Consider the following 16657-nt stretch of genomic DNA (forward strand, 5'->3'; position numbering starts at 1 on the left):
ACGCGCCAGCCGAAGGCCCGGGCAGACCCGGTCGCGGCGCGACCGGGTGAGCCTGGCGCGCCGTGCCAGAGGCCTGGCGCCGTTACCGGCGCAGCAGGCCGCGCAGCCGCGAGCGGGTCGGCCACGACGGGGGCGGCCCGGCGACCTCGTAGCGAGGGAACACCCGCTCGGCGACGTCGACCAGCATCGCCACATCGATCGGGCGCAGCACCACCCCGGCCGAGAGGATGTAGTCGGCGACTCCGGCCATCGGCAGCAGCAGCACGCCGTCGACCAGGGCCAGGCCGTTCGGCACCTCGGTACGGGCGAAGGCGACGACCGACTGTGCCTCGAGCTGCCATCCGGAGGGGAGCTCGGCGACGAGTTGGCCGGTGGCCTCCTCGCCCATCCAGGCGACCAGGCCGAGCATGGCGCGCAGCGGCACCTTGCCCGCCCACACCCCGGCCGCGTTCTGCCGGATCGGCCCGCGGTGGGCGTCGGTCTCCACCACCCAGGCACCTGACGGCCCGATGACCAGGTGGTCGATGTTGCCCGCCGAGTCGGCGAGCTGGCGGTCGTGCAGGACGGTGTAGCCCGCGCGGGTGAGGCGGTCCAGCGAGCGGGCGGTACGGCGCTCGGCCTCCGCGTCCACCCGCCAGGCCTCGATCTCCGGCGGCACGCGGTAGTGCCGGGCTGCCAGGACACCGAGCACGGCCAGCCCGGTGAGCACCGCGACCTGCGCGACCGTCCCGCCCGCGAGCCCGGCGGCACCGCACACGAGCCCCACGAGCACGGCGGCACCGATGGCGCCCGCCGCCGCAGTGATCATCACCCGTCGTGATCTGTCGCCGCGTTCGGCGGCGTACAACTGTCTTCGGCGCAGGTATTCGGCCATGGCCGACCTACCGGCCGACACGCGATCGGACGTGTCCGCGGTCACCACCTCCCGTCAGGTCTATATCGCCGCCGCGCTTCGGCGGACCGCAGGGGGGTAACTGCGAGTCTGCCGTGCCCTGGTCACCGCGCGCTACCGGGAATCTCCCCCATCAGAGTCACACTTCCATCCAATTCACAACCACAACAGCCCTGAAGCGTGGAATAACCGGAAGAACCACGGAGGTCCCACGTCCCACCTTTGGGGAAGTGGAAGCCATCACCACGGGTTGTGTCGGGTGGGCATCAGCCCACGGCGGCCCCACGAGGGGTAGCCGGGCCGCCGCCGTGGGGAGAACGCCCTCACGACAGGCGCCTTCTGAGGATCGAGGCGCCGGGAGAGGAGCCACTCGATGCCACCCTGCGTGACACCTGAGGCTTCTGGACGCCGACGACGGGGCACGACCGGCGAGGAGGCACCGGCCGCTCGACCCGAGTTGATCAGCGAGACAGATCACATAGCGGATCACACAGAGACCACTGTTCCTACTGCGGCTCCAACCGTGGTTGGAGCCGCGACTCCCATCGCCACCTTCGACGATCTCCTGCGCCTCGCCGTCCGGGACGTGACCCCCGCCACCCCGGGCTCACCGGCTCCGGGCGCGGCCACGACGAACCGGGTAGGCATCGAGACCGAGTGGTTCGTCGTCGACGTCGCGAACCCGCGCCGGCCCGTCCCCGCGGACGAGACCGCCGCGGCGTTGGAGAGCGTCCTCGCCCCCGGTGACCAGGGCCGGCAACCGGACCGAGGCCGGGAGAACCGAGGCCGGGAGAACGGCCAGGCCCGCGACGGCGGCCCGCCGGGCACCGACTCGGCCCTGCGGCTTCCCGGCGGCAGCCGGCTCACCTTCGAGCCGGGCGGCCAACTCGAGCTCTCGGGCCCTCCGCTGGACCTGACCGCCGCCGTGGACGCGATGCGCGCCGACCTCGCGCTCGTCCGCGGCGCCCTCGCCCGGCGCAGGCTCGGCCTGGTCGGCATGGGTGTCGACCCGCTGCGGACGCCCGTCCGCCACACCACCGCCTCCCGGTACGTGGCCATGGAGCAGCACTTCCTGGCCCGGGACTGCGACGACGGCCGGACGATGATGTGCTCGACCGCCTCCGTCCAGGTCAACCTGGACATCGGCACGGACACGGCGCAGGCCGTCGAGCGTTTCCGGCTCGCGCACGCGCTCGAGCCGGTGCTGATCGCCATGTTCGCCGCGTCGCCGCTGGCCCACGGCCGGCAGATCTCCTGGCAGTCGGGTCGCCAGGCGGTCTGGGCCGGTATCGACGCGAGCCGCACCGGGCCGGTCCTGCCCGACCCGGCGGCGCCGGCGACGGCGTGGCTCGCCCAGGCGGGCCCGGGCGGGCGCGGCGACGCCCCCGGCGCGCCGCCCACCGGAGACGCCCAGCTGGCCTGGCTCTGGGCCCGCTACCTGCACGACGCGGACCTCATGATGGTCGGCGAGCCGGACGGGCGGTACCAGCCGGTCCGGAACCGGACGACCTTCGGGGACTGGATGGCCGGGGCAGGGCCGGTGGCACGCCCCCCGACCGCCCAGGACCTCGGCTGGCACGCCACGACGCTGTTCCCGCCCGTCCGGCCACGTGGCTGGCTGGAGCTGCGTTACCTGGATGCTCAGCCGTCCGACCTGTGGCCGGTGGCCGTCGCCGTGCCGGCGGTGCTCCTCGACGAGCCGGCCGCCGCCCGGGCCGCGCTCGCCGCGTGCCTCCCGGTCGCCCGGCAGGGGCGGCTGGCGGCCCAGCTCGGCCTGCGGGACCCGGCACTGCACCGTGCGGCGGTGCGGTGCGTCGACCTGGCCCTGGACACGCTCGCCCGGACGGGCGCCGATCCCGGGCTGCGGGCCGCGGTGGAGGCCTTCGCCAACCGTTACACGCGGCGGGGGCGCTCCCCGGCCGACGACCTGAACGCGCGTTTCGAGGCGCGCGGGCCGGCTGAGCTGCTGCGCGAGGAGGCGTCCCAGTGCGTTCCGGTGCCTTGACCGGCGACCCGACCACCACCCGTGACCCTGCCGGCCCGACGGCCGCTCCTGCCCTCGACGCGGAGGCGCTGGCGGCGGGGCTGGCGGCGGCCCGGGACCGGTCGCTCGCCTACACCGACCTCACCGAGGACGACCTCCTGCGCCAGCACTCGCCACTAATGTCACCGCTGGTCTGGGATCTCGCGCACATCGGCAACTACGAGGAGATCTGGCTGCTGCGCGCCCTGACCGGCGCGGCCGAGCTGCGCCCCGGCCTGGACGACGTCTACGACGCCTTCCGGCACAGCCGGGCCAGCCGGACCGCGCTGCCGCTGCTCGGCCCGGACGAGGCCCGCGCGTACCTGCGGGACGTCCGCGGGCGGGCGATGGACGTCCTGACCGGGCTGGACCCCGACCTGCTGCACGCCCCGGAGACGGCCGGCGAGGCCGCCGGACCCGAGGCCGGGAACGGGAACGAGAACGGGGCCGCGAGCAGGAACGGGGCCGCGAACGGGAACGGTGAGCGGGACGGCGGCGCGGCCGTCCACCGGCGTGCCCGGCTGCTGTCGGGGTCGTTCGTCTACGGCATGGTGATCCAGCACGAGCACCAGCACGACGAGACGATGCTCGCGACGCTGCAGCTGCGCGCGGGCCCGCCCGTCCTGGCCGACCCGCGGGCGGCGCCGCCATCCCCGGCCGGGCCGGTGGACGAGGCGGCCGAGGTCCTGGTGCCGGCCGGCGAGTTCACCATGGGCACGTCGACCGAGCCGTGGGCGTACGACAACGAGCGGCCGGCGCACCGGGTGTTCCTGCCCGCCTTCCGCCTCGGCCGCTACCCGGTCACCAACCGGGCCCACCTGGCGTTCATCGCGGACGGCGGCTACGCCGACGAGCGGCTCTGGTCCGCCGAGGGCTGGGCGTGGCGCTGCCAGGAGGGCCTGACGGCGCCGCTTTTCTGGTCACGCGACGGCGACGTCTGGACACGCCGCCGATTCGGGCGGGTCGAACCGGTGCCTCTCGACGAGCCCGTGCAGCACGTGTGCTGGTATGAAGCCGAGGCCCACGCCCGCTGGGCCGGACGACGGCTGCCCACGGAGGCCGAGTGGGAGAAGGCGTGTGCGCACGACCCCGTCACCGGGCGTTCACGACGGTATCCATGGGGCGACACCGACCCGACTCCCGAGCTTGCGAACCTGGGGCACCGCACTGCGCGGCCCGCACCGGTGGGCGGCAGGCCGGCCGGCGCGAGCCCGTACGGCGCCGAACAGATGATCGGGGACGTCTGGGAATGGACCGGCGGCGGGTTCACCCCTTATCCGGGCTTCGCGTCGTTCCCGTACCGGGAGTACAGCGAGGTCTTCTATCCTCGCGATGCGGCCCCGGCCCGGTTCCGGGTGCTGCGCGGCGGCTCCTGGGCGACCGATCCCAGCGCCGTCCGCTCCACGTTCCGCAACTGGGACTTTCCGATCCGACGGCAGATCTTCGCCGGGTTCCGGCTCGCCCGCGACGCCGACACCCCCTGACCCCGCCGCTCCAAGCCCGCACCCGCGCCCGCACCCGAACCCGAACCCGAACCCGCCCGTACCGGTGTACCGGCGTCCCCACCTGTGCCCGTGGCCTGGCGCCGCGACGGCGGCGGGACGGTGGGCTGCCGGGGGCGCGGTGCCAAGGCCCGCGCGCAGAAAGGTCACGCCTGCCCGTGTGCCGTCACCTGGCCTGGCTCGGTGCCCCGCGCACGCTCGCGGCGCTGACCCTCGACCGGCCGTCCAGCCTGCTGCGCCAGTCGTGGGCGCCCCGCCGGATGCGGCACGGGACCGTCAACGCCGACGGCTTCGGTGTCGGCTGGTACGCGCCCGGCCTGCGCCCCGAACCCGCCCGCTACCGGCGCGCGGTGCCGATGTGGACGGACGCCTCCTACAGCTCGTTCGCCGGCGCCGTGACCTCGGGATGTGTGCTTGCCGCGGTGCGCAGCGCCACCGTCGGGATGCCCGTCGAGGAGACCGCGACCGCCCCCTTCACCGAAGGCCGGCTGCTGCTGAGCCACAACGGGCGGGTGCCCGCCGACGGCGCGCTGCGGGAGCTGGCGGCCCGGCCCGGCGCGCCGGTGCCGGACTCCCGCTGCGACTCGGCCATCGTGGCCGCCCTGCTGTGGGAGAGCGCGTCCCGGTTGCCACTGCCGCGGGCCGTGGCGGACGTCGTCCTGACGCTGGGCGGGCTGCGCGAGCCGGACGGGACGCCGTCCCGGCTGAACCTGCTGGTGACCGACGGCACGCAGCTCGTGGCGAGCACCTGGCGGGACACCCTCAGCTACCGCGAGGAGGTGGACGGGATCGTCGTCGCCAGTGAGCCAGATGATGACGAATCCGATTGGGTCGACGTACCGGACCAATATCTCCTGGTGGCCGACACACACAAAGTTACTCTTAGTAGTTTGATCTCTTAGAACGACTACGGTGAGTCGTACGAGGCAGACGGAGGGCACCACGATGACATCGAGGACACCGGCTACCGCCCCGGAGACGATTCCCGTGCCCGGCAGGCAGCCGCATCCCGCCACGGCCACCGACGGGTCCGACCCGTCGGGCGGGCCCGACAAACCCGCCCGAACGGACCAGACCCCGCAGATCACCGTGGACCGCCACCTCACCGCCGCCGAACGGCACGCCTCGCTCGCCGCGGACATGCGCGCCGGCCTGACCTCCCACCCTCGTGAGCTGCCACCCAAGTGGTTCTACGACGCCACCGGCAGCCTGCTGTTCGACCGGATCACCCGCCTGCCCGAGTACTACCCGACCCGCCGCGAGCACGCGGTGCTCACCGCGCACGCCGCCGAGATCGCCGCCGTCTGCCCGGCCGGCACCCTCATCGAGCTCGGCTCCGGCACCTCGGAGAAGACCCGCCTGCTCCTCGACGCGCTGCGCGCCACCGGGGTGCTACGCCGCTTCGTCCCCTTCGACGTGGACGAGGAGACCCTGCTCCAGGCCGGACAGGACATCCTGCGGGCGTATCCGGGAATCTCGGTGCACGCGGTGGTCGGGGATTTCGAGCGCCACCTCGGCCTTCTCCCCGGCGCCCGGCCCGCCGCGGACACGGGCGCGGCGGCGGGCGCCGGTGCTGCCGGCGCTGATGGCGGCGCTGCCGGTGTTGATGGCGGCCACGGTGGAGGCCGCGACGACCGGCGGCTTGTGGCCTTCCTCGGCGGAACCATCGGCAACCTGCGGCCCGCGGCGCGCGCCGCCTTCCTGCGCGCCCTGAGCAACCAGTTCACCGACGGCGACGCCCTGCTCCTCGGCGCCGACCTGGTGAAGGACCCGCGACGCCTCGTCGCGGCCTACGACGACAGCGCCGGCGTGACAGCCGCCTTCAACCGCAACGTTCTCTCAGTGATCAACCGGGAGCTGGGGGCCGACTTCGACCTGCGCGGGTTCGCCCACGTCGCCGCCTGGGACGCGGAGAACTCCTGGATCGAGATGCGCCTGCGCAGCGTCCGCGAGCAGGAGGTCGGGGTCCGCGCCCTGGACCTGGTCGCCCGCTTCGACGCCGACGAGCAGATGCGCACCGAGATCAGCGCCAAGTTCACCCTCGACGCGATCGCCGCCGAGCTGGCCGCGGCCGGACTCTCCGTCAGCCACCAGTGGACGGACCCAGACGGCGACTTCGCCCTGACCCTGGCCGTCCCCTCCTGATCCGACCGGGCCGACCGGGCCGGGGCGCGGCGGCCGGAGCCTGCGCGGTGGCATCAGGGCGGCTGGGGTGCCAGGGCAGTCGGAGTATCACGGCTTGGCGACGTAGACCCGCAGGTAGTCGACCGCCATCCGCTGCGGGTAGTCAGCGGCCGTGGCACTCGCGCCCTCCAAGTTCACCGCGACGTTGAGGATCACGTAGTGCTCCCGGTCCCACAGCCAGACCGGCACCTGATCACGGGTGACGGTGCGGATGAGCCGGCCGTCGAAGTAGAACCGCAGCGCGGACGGCGTCCACTCCAGGCCGTAGGTGTGGAAGGCCGCCGCGAGGTCGGCCCCGGCGTCGTACATCCCGCCGTTGCCCCAGGTGGCCTGCCAGTGAACGCCGGCGGTGTCCACGCCGTGGACATTCGTGTGCACGGTCGTGGGCGCCGTCGAGACCGCCTCGACGACGTCCAGCTCGCCGCTCGCCGGCCAGCCGACGGCCGGCATGTCGGAGCCGAGGAGCCACACCGCCGGGAAGGCGCCGCGGCCGGTCGGCAGCACGGCCCGGGTCTCCAGGTAGCCGTAGCGCATGGTTCGCCTGCCGAGCGTCTCGATTCGCGCGGAGGAGAAGCGCGCGCCGTCGCAGGACGGCTCCCTGCGCGCGGTGATCACGAGGTGGCCGCGGCCGTCGGTCGCCAGGTTCCGCGGGTCGCGGGTGTAGCACTGCATCTCCCGGTCGCCCCAGCCGGAGCCGGTCTGGGCGATCCAGGTGTCCGGGTCCGGGGCCGCGCCCGCCGCGCCGCCGAACTCGTCCGACCACAGCAGGCCCGCGCCGTCGTCGCCCCCGGAGACCGGTGCGGAGCTGGTCGAGGCGCTCTTCGAGGGCGTCATCGCCCACTCGACGGCGGGCTGGGGCGTGCTGGTGGCCGCGCCCCCCGGCGCCGCGGGCACCGCGCCTGCCACGCCTGATCCCGGGATCTGGGGCTCCCGCTCACCCGTGGTGCCCGTGGCCTGGCCACCTCCCGCTGTGCCCTGCTCCGTGCCGCCTGCCGCGCCCTGCGCCGAGCCGCCTGACGAGCCACCCGCCAGGGCACGACCGGACGTCGCCCCCTCCTGGCCACCGGACGCCGACCCCTCCGGAAGGGTCCCTGCCGGAAGGGTCCCCGCTGGAGCCGAGCCCGCTCCCCCCGTTCCCGGGCCCTCCGCGGCAGACCGGCCGACGCCCGACCCCGCGACAGCTGCCCCGGCAGCACCAGACGCAGCGCCACCTGATCCAGCGGCACCTGATCCAGCGGCACCCGACGCAGCGTCCGCTCCGGCAGCACCCGACGCAGCAGCACCCGACACGGCGGCGCCCGAGGCGGCTCCTGGCGCAGCGGTGCTGGAACCGGCCGTGCCGGAAGCCGCCAGCGGACCGGATGATCCGTCCAGGCCGGTAGGGATCTCCGCCGCGCCGAGACGGGCCGGCCCGTCACTCGATCCGGACCCCCCGGAGCCGTCCACGCCCGCGACCAGGCCGAGGGTCCCCAGCCCGACCACCGTCACGGCGACCACCGCCAGCAGCAGCCGGGCCGGGTGCGAACGCGAGCGCGAGCGCCGGTGGACGTGAGGATTCACGGGAAACCTCATCCCACTGTCGGCAGGACGAGCTGGGCCGACGCGGCGAGCGAATCGGCCGCGGCGAGCGCGGTGGCGGTCCGAACGTCTGTGACGAGCCATGGCGAGGCGGATCTCCTGGAACGGTCGCGCCCCCCGCGGCCCCGGCCACGACCACCCGCACCCACCCAACCACTAGGTGATCAGGCGACTACCTGAAGTCGCGCCAAGCGAACAGGCCCCACCTTCGCACACACACCGCGATCGATTCAGCTACCGAGAGAGATGTCATCCCGTGATGAGCCGGACGTCACGGGCGGCACCGGTCGAGGCGGACGTCGCCATGGCCGCGTAGGCGCGCAGCGCGGCCGACACGACACGCTCCCTGTTCGCCGGGTGGTAGCCGCCGTTCGCCTCGATCTCGGCCCGCCGCGCGGCGAGCTCGGCGTCCGGCACCAGCAGGTCGATCCGCCGCCGCGGGATGTCGATCTCGACGAGATCACCGTCCCGGACGAGCGCGATCGGGCCACCGTGCGCCGCCTCCGGGGAGACGTGGCCGATCGACAGGCCCGAGCTGCCACCGGAGAAGCGGCCATCGGTGATCAGCGCGCACTTCGGCCCGAGGCCGCGGCCCTTGAGGAACGCCGTCGGGTAGAGCATCTCCTGCATGCCGGGCCCACCGCGGGGGCCCTCATACCGGACGATGATCACGTCGCCCGCCTTGACGACCTTGTTCAGGATCGCGTCGACCGCGGCCTCCTGGCTCTCGACGACCAGCGCGGGCCCGCGGAACGTCCACTGGCTCTCGTCGACGCCGGCCGTCTTCACCACGGCGCCGTCGGGGGCCAGGTTGCCGCGCAGCACGGCCAGGCCGCCGTCGGCCGAGTAGGCGTGCTCGACCGAGCGGATGCAGCCGTTCTTCGCGTCGGTGTCGAGGGTGTCCCAGCGGTTCGTCGAGCCGAACGGTTCGACGGTGCGCACGCCGCCGGGCGCGGCGTGGAACAGCTCGATCGCGTCCGGGGACGGGTCCGCCCCGCGCACGTCCCAGCGGTCGAGGAACTCGCGCAGGCTCGCCGCGTGCACGCTGTGCACGTTCGGGTCCACCAGACCGCCGCGGTCGAGCTCACCGAGGATCGCCGGGATCCCGCCGGCCCGGTGGACGTCTTCCATGTAGTAGTCGGTCGAGCTGGGCGCCACCTTGCACAGGCAGGCCACCGAGCGGGAGACCTGGTCGATGTCGTCGAGGGTCACCTCGACCCCGGCCTCGACGGCGGCGGCGAGCAGGTGCAGGACGGTGTTCGTCGAACCGCCCATGGCGACGTCCACCGCGAACGCGTTGCGGAACGCCGCCGCGCTCGCGATCGAGCGGGGTAGGACGGCCTCGTCGTCCTTCTCGTAGTACCGGCGGGCCAGGTCGACGACCAGGCGACCGGCCTCGACGAACAGGCCGCGCCGGGCCGCCGCGGTGGCCAGCGTCGAGCCGTTGCCCGGCAGCGCCAGGCCGAGCGCCTCGGTCAGGCAGTTCATCGAGTTGGCCGTGAACATGCCGGAGCAGGAGCCGCAGGTGGGGCAGGCGGACCGCTCGATGGTGTCCAGGTCGGCGTCGCTGACGTCGGGGTTGACGGCCGCGGTCATCGCGTCGATCAGGTCGAGCCGCGACCGCACGATCCCGCCGGTGACGACGGCGTGACCGGATTCCATCGCGCCGCCGGAGACGAAGACGGTCGGGATGTTGAGCCGCAGCGCGGCGATCAGCATCCCCGGGGTGATCTTGTCACAGTTCGAGATGCAGACCAGCGCATCGGCGCAGTGGGCGTTGACCATGTACTCGACGCTGTCCGCGATGATCTCCCGGGATGGCAGGGAGTACAGCATGCCGCCGTGGCCCATCGCGATGCCGTCGTCGACGGCGATCGTGTTGAACTCCTTGGCCACCCCGCCCGACCCGGCCACCGCGTCCGCGACGATCTTCCCGAGGTCCCGCAGGTGGACATGGCCGGGAACGAACTGCGTGAAGCTGTTCGCGATCGCGACGATCGGCTTGCCGAAGTCGTCGTCGGTCATGCCGGTCGCCCGCCACAGGGCGCGGGCACCGGCCATGTTTCGACCGTGGGTGGTGGTGCGGGAACGCAAAGCGGGCATCTCGACCTCTGAGCTGGGCTGTGGGGCGCTGAAGACGGGCGGTGCGTCGGGGTGCCGGACGCGGGCGGGCGAACAGCCGTCGGTACGACGAAGCGGACGTCGGTGTTCCCGATATCGGTGTCTCCGACGTCGATGCTCCCGAGTCGGCGGGTGTTCCCGAGTCGACAGGCGGCACGCGGGCGCGCTCCGATCCGGAGGCTTCGCCACCGATCAGGCTACGCCTCGCCCGCACCCGCCCGACCACGCCACCCGGCAGCCACGCCACCCGCCAGCCCGAGTACACCACCCGGCGAACCGACCACGTCACCTGGCGGCCCGAGCAGACCACCCGGAGAACCGACCACGCGACGCTCTCGGAGGTCAGGGCCTCCGGTCGTCAGGGGGACCGGAGGTCGGCCCGTCCGGCTCCTCGGGATCGACGGATCCCGCGGAATCCACCGGACCGCCCGGACCACCTCGCCCGGTCGCACCCGCGGGTCCGGCCGGACCGGCCGGACCCGCGCCTCCCCCCGGGCCACCGGCGCCCGGACCGTCAGTGCCCAGGCCGCCGGGCTCGCTGGCAAAGAACTCCAGCCAGGTCGGGTCGATGTCCGGCTCGTCGCTCCAGGCCGGCGGGCCCGCGCCCGGTCCACCCGACACCGGTCCGCCCGCACCTGACACCGGACCATCCGGCTCGGGACCACCCGACGCGGGTCGTCCTGACGGCGGACCCGGCGGACCACCCGGCACTGGTCCACCAGGCACCGGACCACTCGACGCAGGTCCACCCGACATCGGTGAACCGGGCACCTGCGAGCCTGGCACTGATGAGCCTGGCGCCGGTGGACTCGGCACAGGTCCACCCGATGCCTCCGGTGTCGGCGCCGCCGGTCCGCCGGGTGCCGGGCGCTCCGGCGGCGGGTATCCGGGCGGACCGGAAGGCGAGTCCGGCGGCGGCGCCGCGAGCGGATAGCCGGCGATCCGGCCGGTCCTGCCCGGCGCGGGTGGCTCGCCGGCGCCCGCCGTATCCAGGTGCTCGCCATCCTGGCCGGGTGTCCAGCCAGGCCCCCCCGGCTGGACACCATCCGCGGGCGACTGGCCGACGGACCCAGGCGGACCGCCCGTGGCCGCGGCCCCCGGATGGCCGGGATGTCCCCCCTGGCCGGGCGGGGCCGGATATCCCGGCGGAGTGGTCTGCCCGGGCACCCCCGGATACCCGGGCCCGCCGTACGGACCGGGGTGCTCACCGGGCTGGACGCCGTGCGGACCAGGCTGGACGCCCCACTGGCCGGGGTGGGTCCTGTGCGGACCAGGCTGGGCGCCGTACTGCCCCGGCTGGACCCCCCACTGGCCAGGCTGGACGCCGTACTGCCCCGGCTGGACGCCGTGCTGGCCAGGCTGGACGCCCCACTGGCCCGGGTGGGGGATGCCGGGCCCGCTGGCGGGCGCTCCCGAGCGCTGCCGGGGGCCCGTCAGCCGGTTGAACCCGGCGACCGTGCGGGAGCCGCGCCGCGACCGCCACCACCGCCGGACCGCCCACACCAGGCCCAGCGACGCGACCGTTCCGAGGAACGGGGCGACCTCATGGTCCTCGTAGAAGACCAGCAGGTAGAAGCTCATCAGGCCGATGAAGATGTAGCCGGTCACGAAGAACGTGAACGGCCGGATCCGCATTCGGCCGATCACGTCGCGCATCGCGATCGCGGGCAGCAGCCACACCAGAAAGCCGAAGAACGCGGCCGAGAGGGGCGCCAGAAAGAGGTACCCGATGAAGGTCATCATGGCGGCGGAGGCGCGCGACGGCCGGCGGGCTCAGGAGCTGGCCGGCCGGTCCGCCGACGCCGGTGCCGGCGCGACGGGGTCTGTGATCGCCACGACGTGCTCCACCGACGGCGCGGCCGCGAAGAACGGGGAGAGCGCCGCCCGCCACCGGGTGAACCGGTCGGAACCGCGGAAGGTCTCGGTGTGCGCTTCCAGGCTGTCCCAGTCGACCAGGAGCACGAAGCTGGACGGGGACTCGACCCCCCTGGTCATCCGGGCGGAGCGGCACCCGGGCGTGGCGACCAGCTCGTGCCGGACGGTTCGGTACGCCGCGGCGAACTCCTCTTCGGACCCTGGCAACACGTCGAACCGCGCGACCTCGACGACCCCGGAGTCGCGCGGGGGAACACCGGAAACGCTCATGTCGCCCAGTCTGTCACCGCGGGGCCGGCTCTTCAGGCCGGTCGGCCCGCCGACCAGTCCGATCGGGCCAGTCGACCCGACCGCAGCGGGCGGCCGCCCTCCCACCGGATCACGGCGTGATCAGTTGGCCATGTCGACGAACCGGGAGTAGTGGCCCTGGAAGGCGACCGTGACGGTGCCTGTGGGGCCGTTACGGTGCTTGGCGATGATCAGATCGGCCTCGCCGGCCCGCGCGGACTCCTTCTCCACCGTGTCCTCCCGGTAGAGCAGGATGACCGCGTCGGCGTCCTGCTCGAGGCTGCCGGACTCGCGCAGGTCGGAGACCTGGGGCCGTTTGTCGGCCCGTTGTTCGGAGGCCCGGTTGAGCTGCGAGATGGCCACGACGGGGACCTCCAGCTCCTTCGCGAGCAGCTTCAGCGACCGGGAGATCTCGCTGACCTCCTGCTGGCGGCTCTCGACCTTCTTCGGCGAGGACATCAGCTGCAGGTAGTCGAGGATGACCAGCCGCAGGTCGTTGCGCTGCTTGAGCCGCCGCGCCTTCGCCCGGATCTCCATCATCGTCAGGTGCGGGCTGTCGTCGATGTACAGCGGTGCCTCGGCGACCTCCCCCATCCGCCGGGCCAGCCGACCCCAGTCGTCGTCGGTCAGCCGACCGGTGCGGATGTTCTGCAGCGACACCCGGGCCTCGGCGGAGAGCAGCCGCATGGTGATCTCCATGCGGCTCATCTCCAGCGAGAAGACGACCGAGGTCATCCCGTTCTTGATCGACGCGGCGCGGGCGAAATCCAGGCCCAGGGTCGACTTGCCGACCGCGGGCCGGGCCGCGACGATCCACAGCTGGCCGCCGTGCAGGCCGTTGGTGAGCTCGTCGAGGTCGGTGAACCCCGTCGGCACCCCGGTCAGGGCGCCGTCGTGGGCCTGGATCGCCTCGATCTCCTCCAGCGCCGGGTTCAGCAACTCGCCGAGCGGGGTGTAGTCATCGTTCGTGCGCCGCTCGGTCACCTCGTAGACGGCCGCCTGGGCCCGGTCGACGACGTCGGTGACGTCGGGCGCCGGGCCGTAGGCGAGCTGCACGATGCGCGTGCCGGCCTCGGCCAGCCGGCGCAGCACGGCCTTCTCCGCGACGATGCGCGCGTAGTAGCCGGCGTTCGCCGCGGTCGGGACGCTGGAGATCAGCGTGTGCATGTAGGCCGGCCCGCCGACCCGCTCCAGCAGGTTCTGCCGGCCCAGCTCGGCCGCGACGCTGATGACGTCGGCCGGCTCCCCACGGCCGTAGAGGTCGCCGATCGTGGTGTAGACGGTGGCGTGCGCCGGCCGGTAGAAGTCGCTCGCCCGGAGGACCTCGACGACGTCCGCGATCGCGTCTTTCGAGAGCAGCATGCCCCCCAGCACGCTCTGCTCCGCAGGAAGATCGTGGGGCGGGGTGCGATCGAACTCGACCGCGGATCCAGGCCCGCGCGCGATGTCGGCGACGCTCAAGCCTCCCCCTCTCGGATGTCGACCGGCCCACCTGCGCACCGCCGCGACCGGGCGATCGGAGCAGCGCCGTGCGCCGGAAGCTCCCGACCCGATCCCTCCCGACCCGATCCCACCGACACTATCGAACATATGTTCGACCGCAGTTTGGAGGGTGTCAACTCGACCACCCGCCCACCGATCCGAAGATCACGCCCACCTCACCCGTCTGGACTATCCCGTTCCCACGGATACATGGCCAGTGTGGAGGGCTCGACAGTAGAGGTCCCCACGGGGAGGCTCCAAAAAGTTATCCACACCCACCTGTGGACAACCTGTTGGTAACGAGCGGGATTCTGGGGAACGCCTCGGGACGAGCGGCGGCGACGTTGTGGATGACGGCGCCGCGAGCGCCCGGAACCGCAGCGCCAGAAGGACTACAGGGATACGACACCTGTGGACAAAAAAATCTTTGACGCAACCCCGAGATCGCGGTCTGACTAATCATTTTGAGCTATACCGTCCGGGGATCCGATCTCCCCGCGACATGCCCACGATCATTTTGCCCGAGCCGCAGCGTCACCACCTGCTCACACGCGGACACAGACGTGATCTGGATGTGGTCGCGTCTTCCGAGTAAGTCACCGGGCGCCAAGCCGCCAAGCCGCCGAGCCCCGGAGCACCGAGCTCCGCGCGGCCAGGAAGCCACCGGCTGATGCGTGGCGAATGAACGTGTCCATGGACTCACTCAGCCGCCACGGTTGTGCTGGAACCGGCGTCAGCGGGGGTGAGGTCTGTGAGACCTGCTCCAGAACGGGTCCCGACCCCTCGGACCCGGGTTCCCAAGTCTCGACACCTCAGAGCTGGATCCCAAGATCCCAGCCCTCGGACCTGCGGTCCCGGATCCCGAGCGCTGCTAACAGGAGCAGGCCAGGGTGGCGCCACGAACGGCGCGACCCTGGCCTGCGTCCGCAGTCAGGCCGAGGTGACCTGGACGGTCAGCTTCGCGCTGACCTCGGGGTGCAGATGCACGGCGACGGTGTGCGAGCCGAGCGACTTGATCGGGGTGCTCAGCTCGACCCGGCGCCGGTCCAGCGCGGGGCCTCCGGCGTCGGTCACCGCGGACACCACGTCGGCGGCCGTGACCGAGCCGAACAGCCGGCCCTCCTTGCCCGCGCGGCTGACCAGCCGGACGGACAGGCCGGAGAGCTGGCCGGCGATCTCCTTGGCGTGGTCGAGGTCGCGGACCGCCCGGGCGTCACGCGCCCGCTTGATCTGGGCGACCTGACGCTCTGCGCCACGGGTCGCGAGAATCGCGTACCGGCGCGGCACCAGGTAGTTCCGGCCGTAGCCGTCGGCCACGTCGACGATGTCCCCCGGGCTGCCGAGCCCCGGGACCTCCTGGGTGAGGACGAGCTTCATCGTCATCCTCCTCAGCGGGCCGTCGAGGTGTACGGCAGCAGCGCCATCTCGCGGCTGTTCTTCACCGCGGTCGCGACGTCACGCTGGTGCTGGCTGCAGTTGCCAGTCACGCGGCGGGCACGGATCTTCCCCCGGTCGGAGATGAACTTCCGGAGCAGGGAAGTGTCCTTGTAGTCGATGTAGTGGACCTTGTCCTTGCAGAAGACGCAAACCTTCTTCTTGGGCTTGCGCACGGCCGCCTTGGCCATGGATGTGCTCCTACCTCGTTTTGCGCCCGAGTTCCGGTCGCGCGAAGATGACACGCGGCCGCTCAGAACGGCGGCTCGTCGGAGTAACCACCCGCGGGCTGTGACCACGGGTCGTCGACGGCGCCGCCGGCATAGCCGGAGCCACCGCCCTGCGGGGATCCGCCGTTGTAGCCGCCACCAGGCTGACCACCGGTGCCACCAGGCCCGCTCGGGCCGCCGGGGCCACCCTGGCCGCCACCGAAGCCGCCACCAGGCTGGCCACCACCGAAACCGCCACCGCGGGCGGCCTTGGTGACCTTCGTGGTCGCGTAACGCAGCGAGGGACCGATCTCGTCGACGTCCAGTTCAATCACCGTGCGCTTCTCACCCTCGCGGGTCTCGAAGGAGCGCTGCTTGAGGCGCCCCTGGATGATGACGCGCGCGCCCTTGGTAAGGGACTCGGCGACATGCTCGGCAGCCTGCCGCCAGATGGAACAGCGAAGGAAGAGCGCCTCGCCGTCCTTCCACTCGTTCGTTCCGCGGTCGAGCGTGCGCGGGGTTGACGCGACCGTGAAGCTCGCGACCGCGGCGCCGTTCGGCGTGAAACGCAGTTCGGGGTCGTTGGTCAGATTGCCGACAACCGTGATCACCGTCTCACCGGCCATGATCACGCTCCTCCGGTCGAGGGGCCCGCGTCAACGCACGCAGCGCCGACCGGGCGGAGCACGTCACGCCGCCGCCCGGCGGTTCGGCCGCGGAGCCTTGGGCTCGGGCAGCCGGATCACCTTGGTGCGGATCACGGACTCGTTGAGGACGAGCTGGCGGTCCAGCTCGGCGACGACGGCCGGCTCCGTGTGCAGGTCGATGACGGCGTAGATGCCCTCGAAGCTCTTGGCGATCTCGTAGGAGAGCCGGCGGCGGCCCCACACGTCGACCTTCTCGACCACGCCGCCGCCCTGACGGACGACGTTGAGGTACTGGTCGAGCGAGGGTGCGACCGTGCGCTCCTCGAGCTCGGAATCGAGGATCACCATCAGTTCATAGTGGCGTGGCAAGGCTGAACCCACCTCCTGTGGACTCTAGCGGCCACGGATCATCCGTGGCAGGA

General features: G+C 72.7%; 14 protein-coding genes. 4 read left to right on the plus strand and 10 right to left on the minus strand.

Translation table 11 applies throughout. The annotated features are described in order from the left end of the window. Positions 1–82: 82 nt before the first annotated feature. On the minus strand, positions 83–874 hold the full coding sequence (locus FRANEAN1_RS36460) for a nuclease-related domain-containing protein (RefSeq protein ID WP_020464673.1): 792 nt from the start codon (positions 872–874) through the stop codon (positions 83–85). Positions 875–1415: 541 nt separating this feature from the next. Here FRANEAN1_RS36460 and egtA point away from each other — a divergent pair. The 4 genes from egtA to FRANEAN1_RS36480 all read left to right on the plus strand — a co-directional run bounded on the left by egtA (position 1416) and on the right by FRANEAN1_RS36480 (position 6562). Continuing rightward, positions 1416–2897: an ergothioneine biosynthesis glutamate--cysteine ligase EgtA gene (gene egtA, locus FRANEAN1_RS36465; RefSeq protein ID WP_347176914.1), complete on the plus strand. Its 1482-nt coding sequence runs from the start codon at positions 1416–1418 to the stop codon at positions 2895–2897. Between the two features lie 68 nt (positions 2898–2965). Further along, a complete protein-coding gene (locus FRANEAN1_RS36470) occupies positions 2966–4399 on the plus strand; it encodes an ergothioneine biosynthesis protein EgtB (RefSeq protein ID WP_157473820.1) in 1434 nt (477 codons plus the stop codon). A 176-nt stretch (positions 4400–4575) separates the two neighbouring features. After that, on the plus strand, positions 4576–5319 hold the full coding sequence (gene egtC, locus FRANEAN1_RS36475; protein WP_020464676.1) for an ergothioneine biosynthesis protein EgtC: 744 nt from the start codon (positions 4576–4578) through the stop codon (positions 5317–5319). 43 nt (positions 5320–5362) lie between these two features. Continuing rightward, positions 5363–6562, plus strand: a complete 1200-nt coding sequence (locus FRANEAN1_RS36480) for an L-histidine N(alpha)-methyltransferase (RefSeq protein ID WP_020464677.1) — start codon at positions 5363–5365, stop codon at positions 6560–6562. A gap of 87 nt (positions 6563–6649) precedes the next feature. Here the strand turns inward: FRANEAN1_RS36480 and FRANEAN1_RS36485 are convergent, their stop codons facing one another. From FRANEAN1_RS36485 to rpsF, 9 genes are all read right to left on the minus strand, one after another. Further along, positions 6650–7507, minus strand: coding sequence for a glycoside hydrolase family 16 protein (locus FRANEAN1_RS36485; RefSeq protein WP_347176915.1), 858 nt, complete (start codon positions 7505–7507; stop codon positions 6650–6652). Positions 7508–8428: 921 nt separating this feature from the next. Next, a complete protein-coding gene (gene ilvD / locus FRANEAN1_RS36495; RefSeq protein WP_020464679.1) occupies positions 8429–10282 on the minus strand; it encodes a dihydroxy-acid dehydratase in 1854 nt (617 codons plus the stop codon). Positions 10283–10642: 360 nt separating this feature from the next. Further along, positions 10643–12043: a hypothetical protein gene (locus FRANEAN1_RS36500; RefSeq protein WP_020464680.1), complete on the minus strand. Its 1401-nt coding sequence runs from the start codon at positions 12041–12043 to the stop codon at positions 10643–10645. 30 nt (positions 12044–12073) lie between these two features. Then, entirely contained in the window at positions 12074–12445 is a 372-nt protein-coding gene (locus FRANEAN1_RS36505; RefSeq protein WP_020464681.1) for an antibiotic biosynthesis monooxygenase family protein, read from the minus strand. Positions 12446–12565: 120 nt separating this feature from the next. Further along, positions 12566–13924, minus strand: coding sequence for a replicative DNA helicase (gene dnaB, locus FRANEAN1_RS36510; protein ID WP_020464682.1), 1359 nt, complete (start codon positions 13922–13924; stop codon positions 12566–12568). A gap of 951 nt (positions 13925–14875) precedes the next feature. Further along, complete coding sequence (gene rplI, locus FRANEAN1_RS36515) at positions 14876–15322, minus strand: 50S ribosomal protein L9 (RefSeq protein WP_020464683.1); 447 nt, start codon at positions 15320–15322, stop codon at positions 14876–14878. An 11-nt stretch (positions 15323–15333) separates the two neighbouring features. Beyond that, positions 15334–15570: a 30S ribosomal protein S18 gene (gene rpsR, locus FRANEAN1_RS36520; protein WP_006543269.1), complete on the minus strand. Its 237-nt coding sequence runs from the start codon at positions 15568–15570 to the stop codon at positions 15334–15336. Between the two features lie 62 nt (positions 15571–15632). Then, entirely contained in the window at positions 15633–16214 is a 582-nt protein-coding gene (locus FRANEAN1_RS36525) for a single-stranded DNA-binding protein (RefSeq protein WP_020464684.1), read from the minus strand. Positions 16215–16277: 63 nt separating this feature from the next. Further along, on the minus strand, positions 16278–16604 hold the full coding sequence (gene rpsF, locus FRANEAN1_RS36530) for a 30S ribosomal protein S6 (protein WP_020464685.1): 327 nt from the start codon (positions 16602–16604) through the stop codon (positions 16278–16280). Between the last annotated feature and the right edge of the window lie 53 nt (positions 16605–16657).

The organism is Parafrankia sp. EAN1pec, from assembly GCF_000018005.1.
In the GTDB taxonomy this organism is placed as follows: domain Bacteria; phylum Actinomycetota; class Actinomycetes; order Frankiales; family Frankiaceae; genus Parafrankia; species Parafrankia soli.

What these genes read in the sequence shown, in the direction of transcription:
- FRANEAN1_RS36460 (WP_020464673.1), bottom strand. Translation starts at nt 874, where the DNA reads ATGGCCGAATACCTGCGCCGAAGACAGTTGTACGCCGCCGAACGCGGC.
- FRANEAN1_RS36480 (WP_020464677.1), top strand. Translation starts at nt 5,363, where the DNA reads ATGACATCGAGGACACCGGCTACCGCCCCGGAGACGATTCCCGTGCCC.
- ilvD (WP_020464679.1), bottom strand. Translation starts at nt 10,282, where the DNA reads ATGCCCGCTTTGCGTTCCCGCACCACCACCCACGGTCGAAACATGGCC.
- FRANEAN1_RS36500 (WP_020464680.1), bottom strand. Translation starts at nt 12,043, where the DNA reads ATGATGACCTTCATCGGGTACCTCTTTCTGGCGCCCCTCTCGGCCGCG.
- FRANEAN1_RS36505 (WP_020464681.1), bottom strand. Translation starts at nt 12,445, where the DNA reads ATGAGCGTTTCCGGTGTTCCCCCGCGCGACTCCGGGGTCGTCGAGGTC.
- rplI (WP_020464683.1), bottom strand. Translation starts at nt 15,322, where the DNA reads ATGAAGCTCGTCCTCACCCAGGAGGTCCCGGGGCTCGGCAGCCCGGGG.
- rpsR (WP_006543269.1), bottom strand. Translation starts at nt 15,570, where the DNA reads ATGGCCAAGGCGGCCGTGCGCAAGCCCAAGAAGAAGGTTTGCGTCTTC.
- FRANEAN1_RS36525 (WP_020464684.1), bottom strand. Translation starts at nt 16,214, where the DNA reads ATGGCCGGTGAGACGGTGATCACGGTTGTCGGCAATCTGACCAACGAC.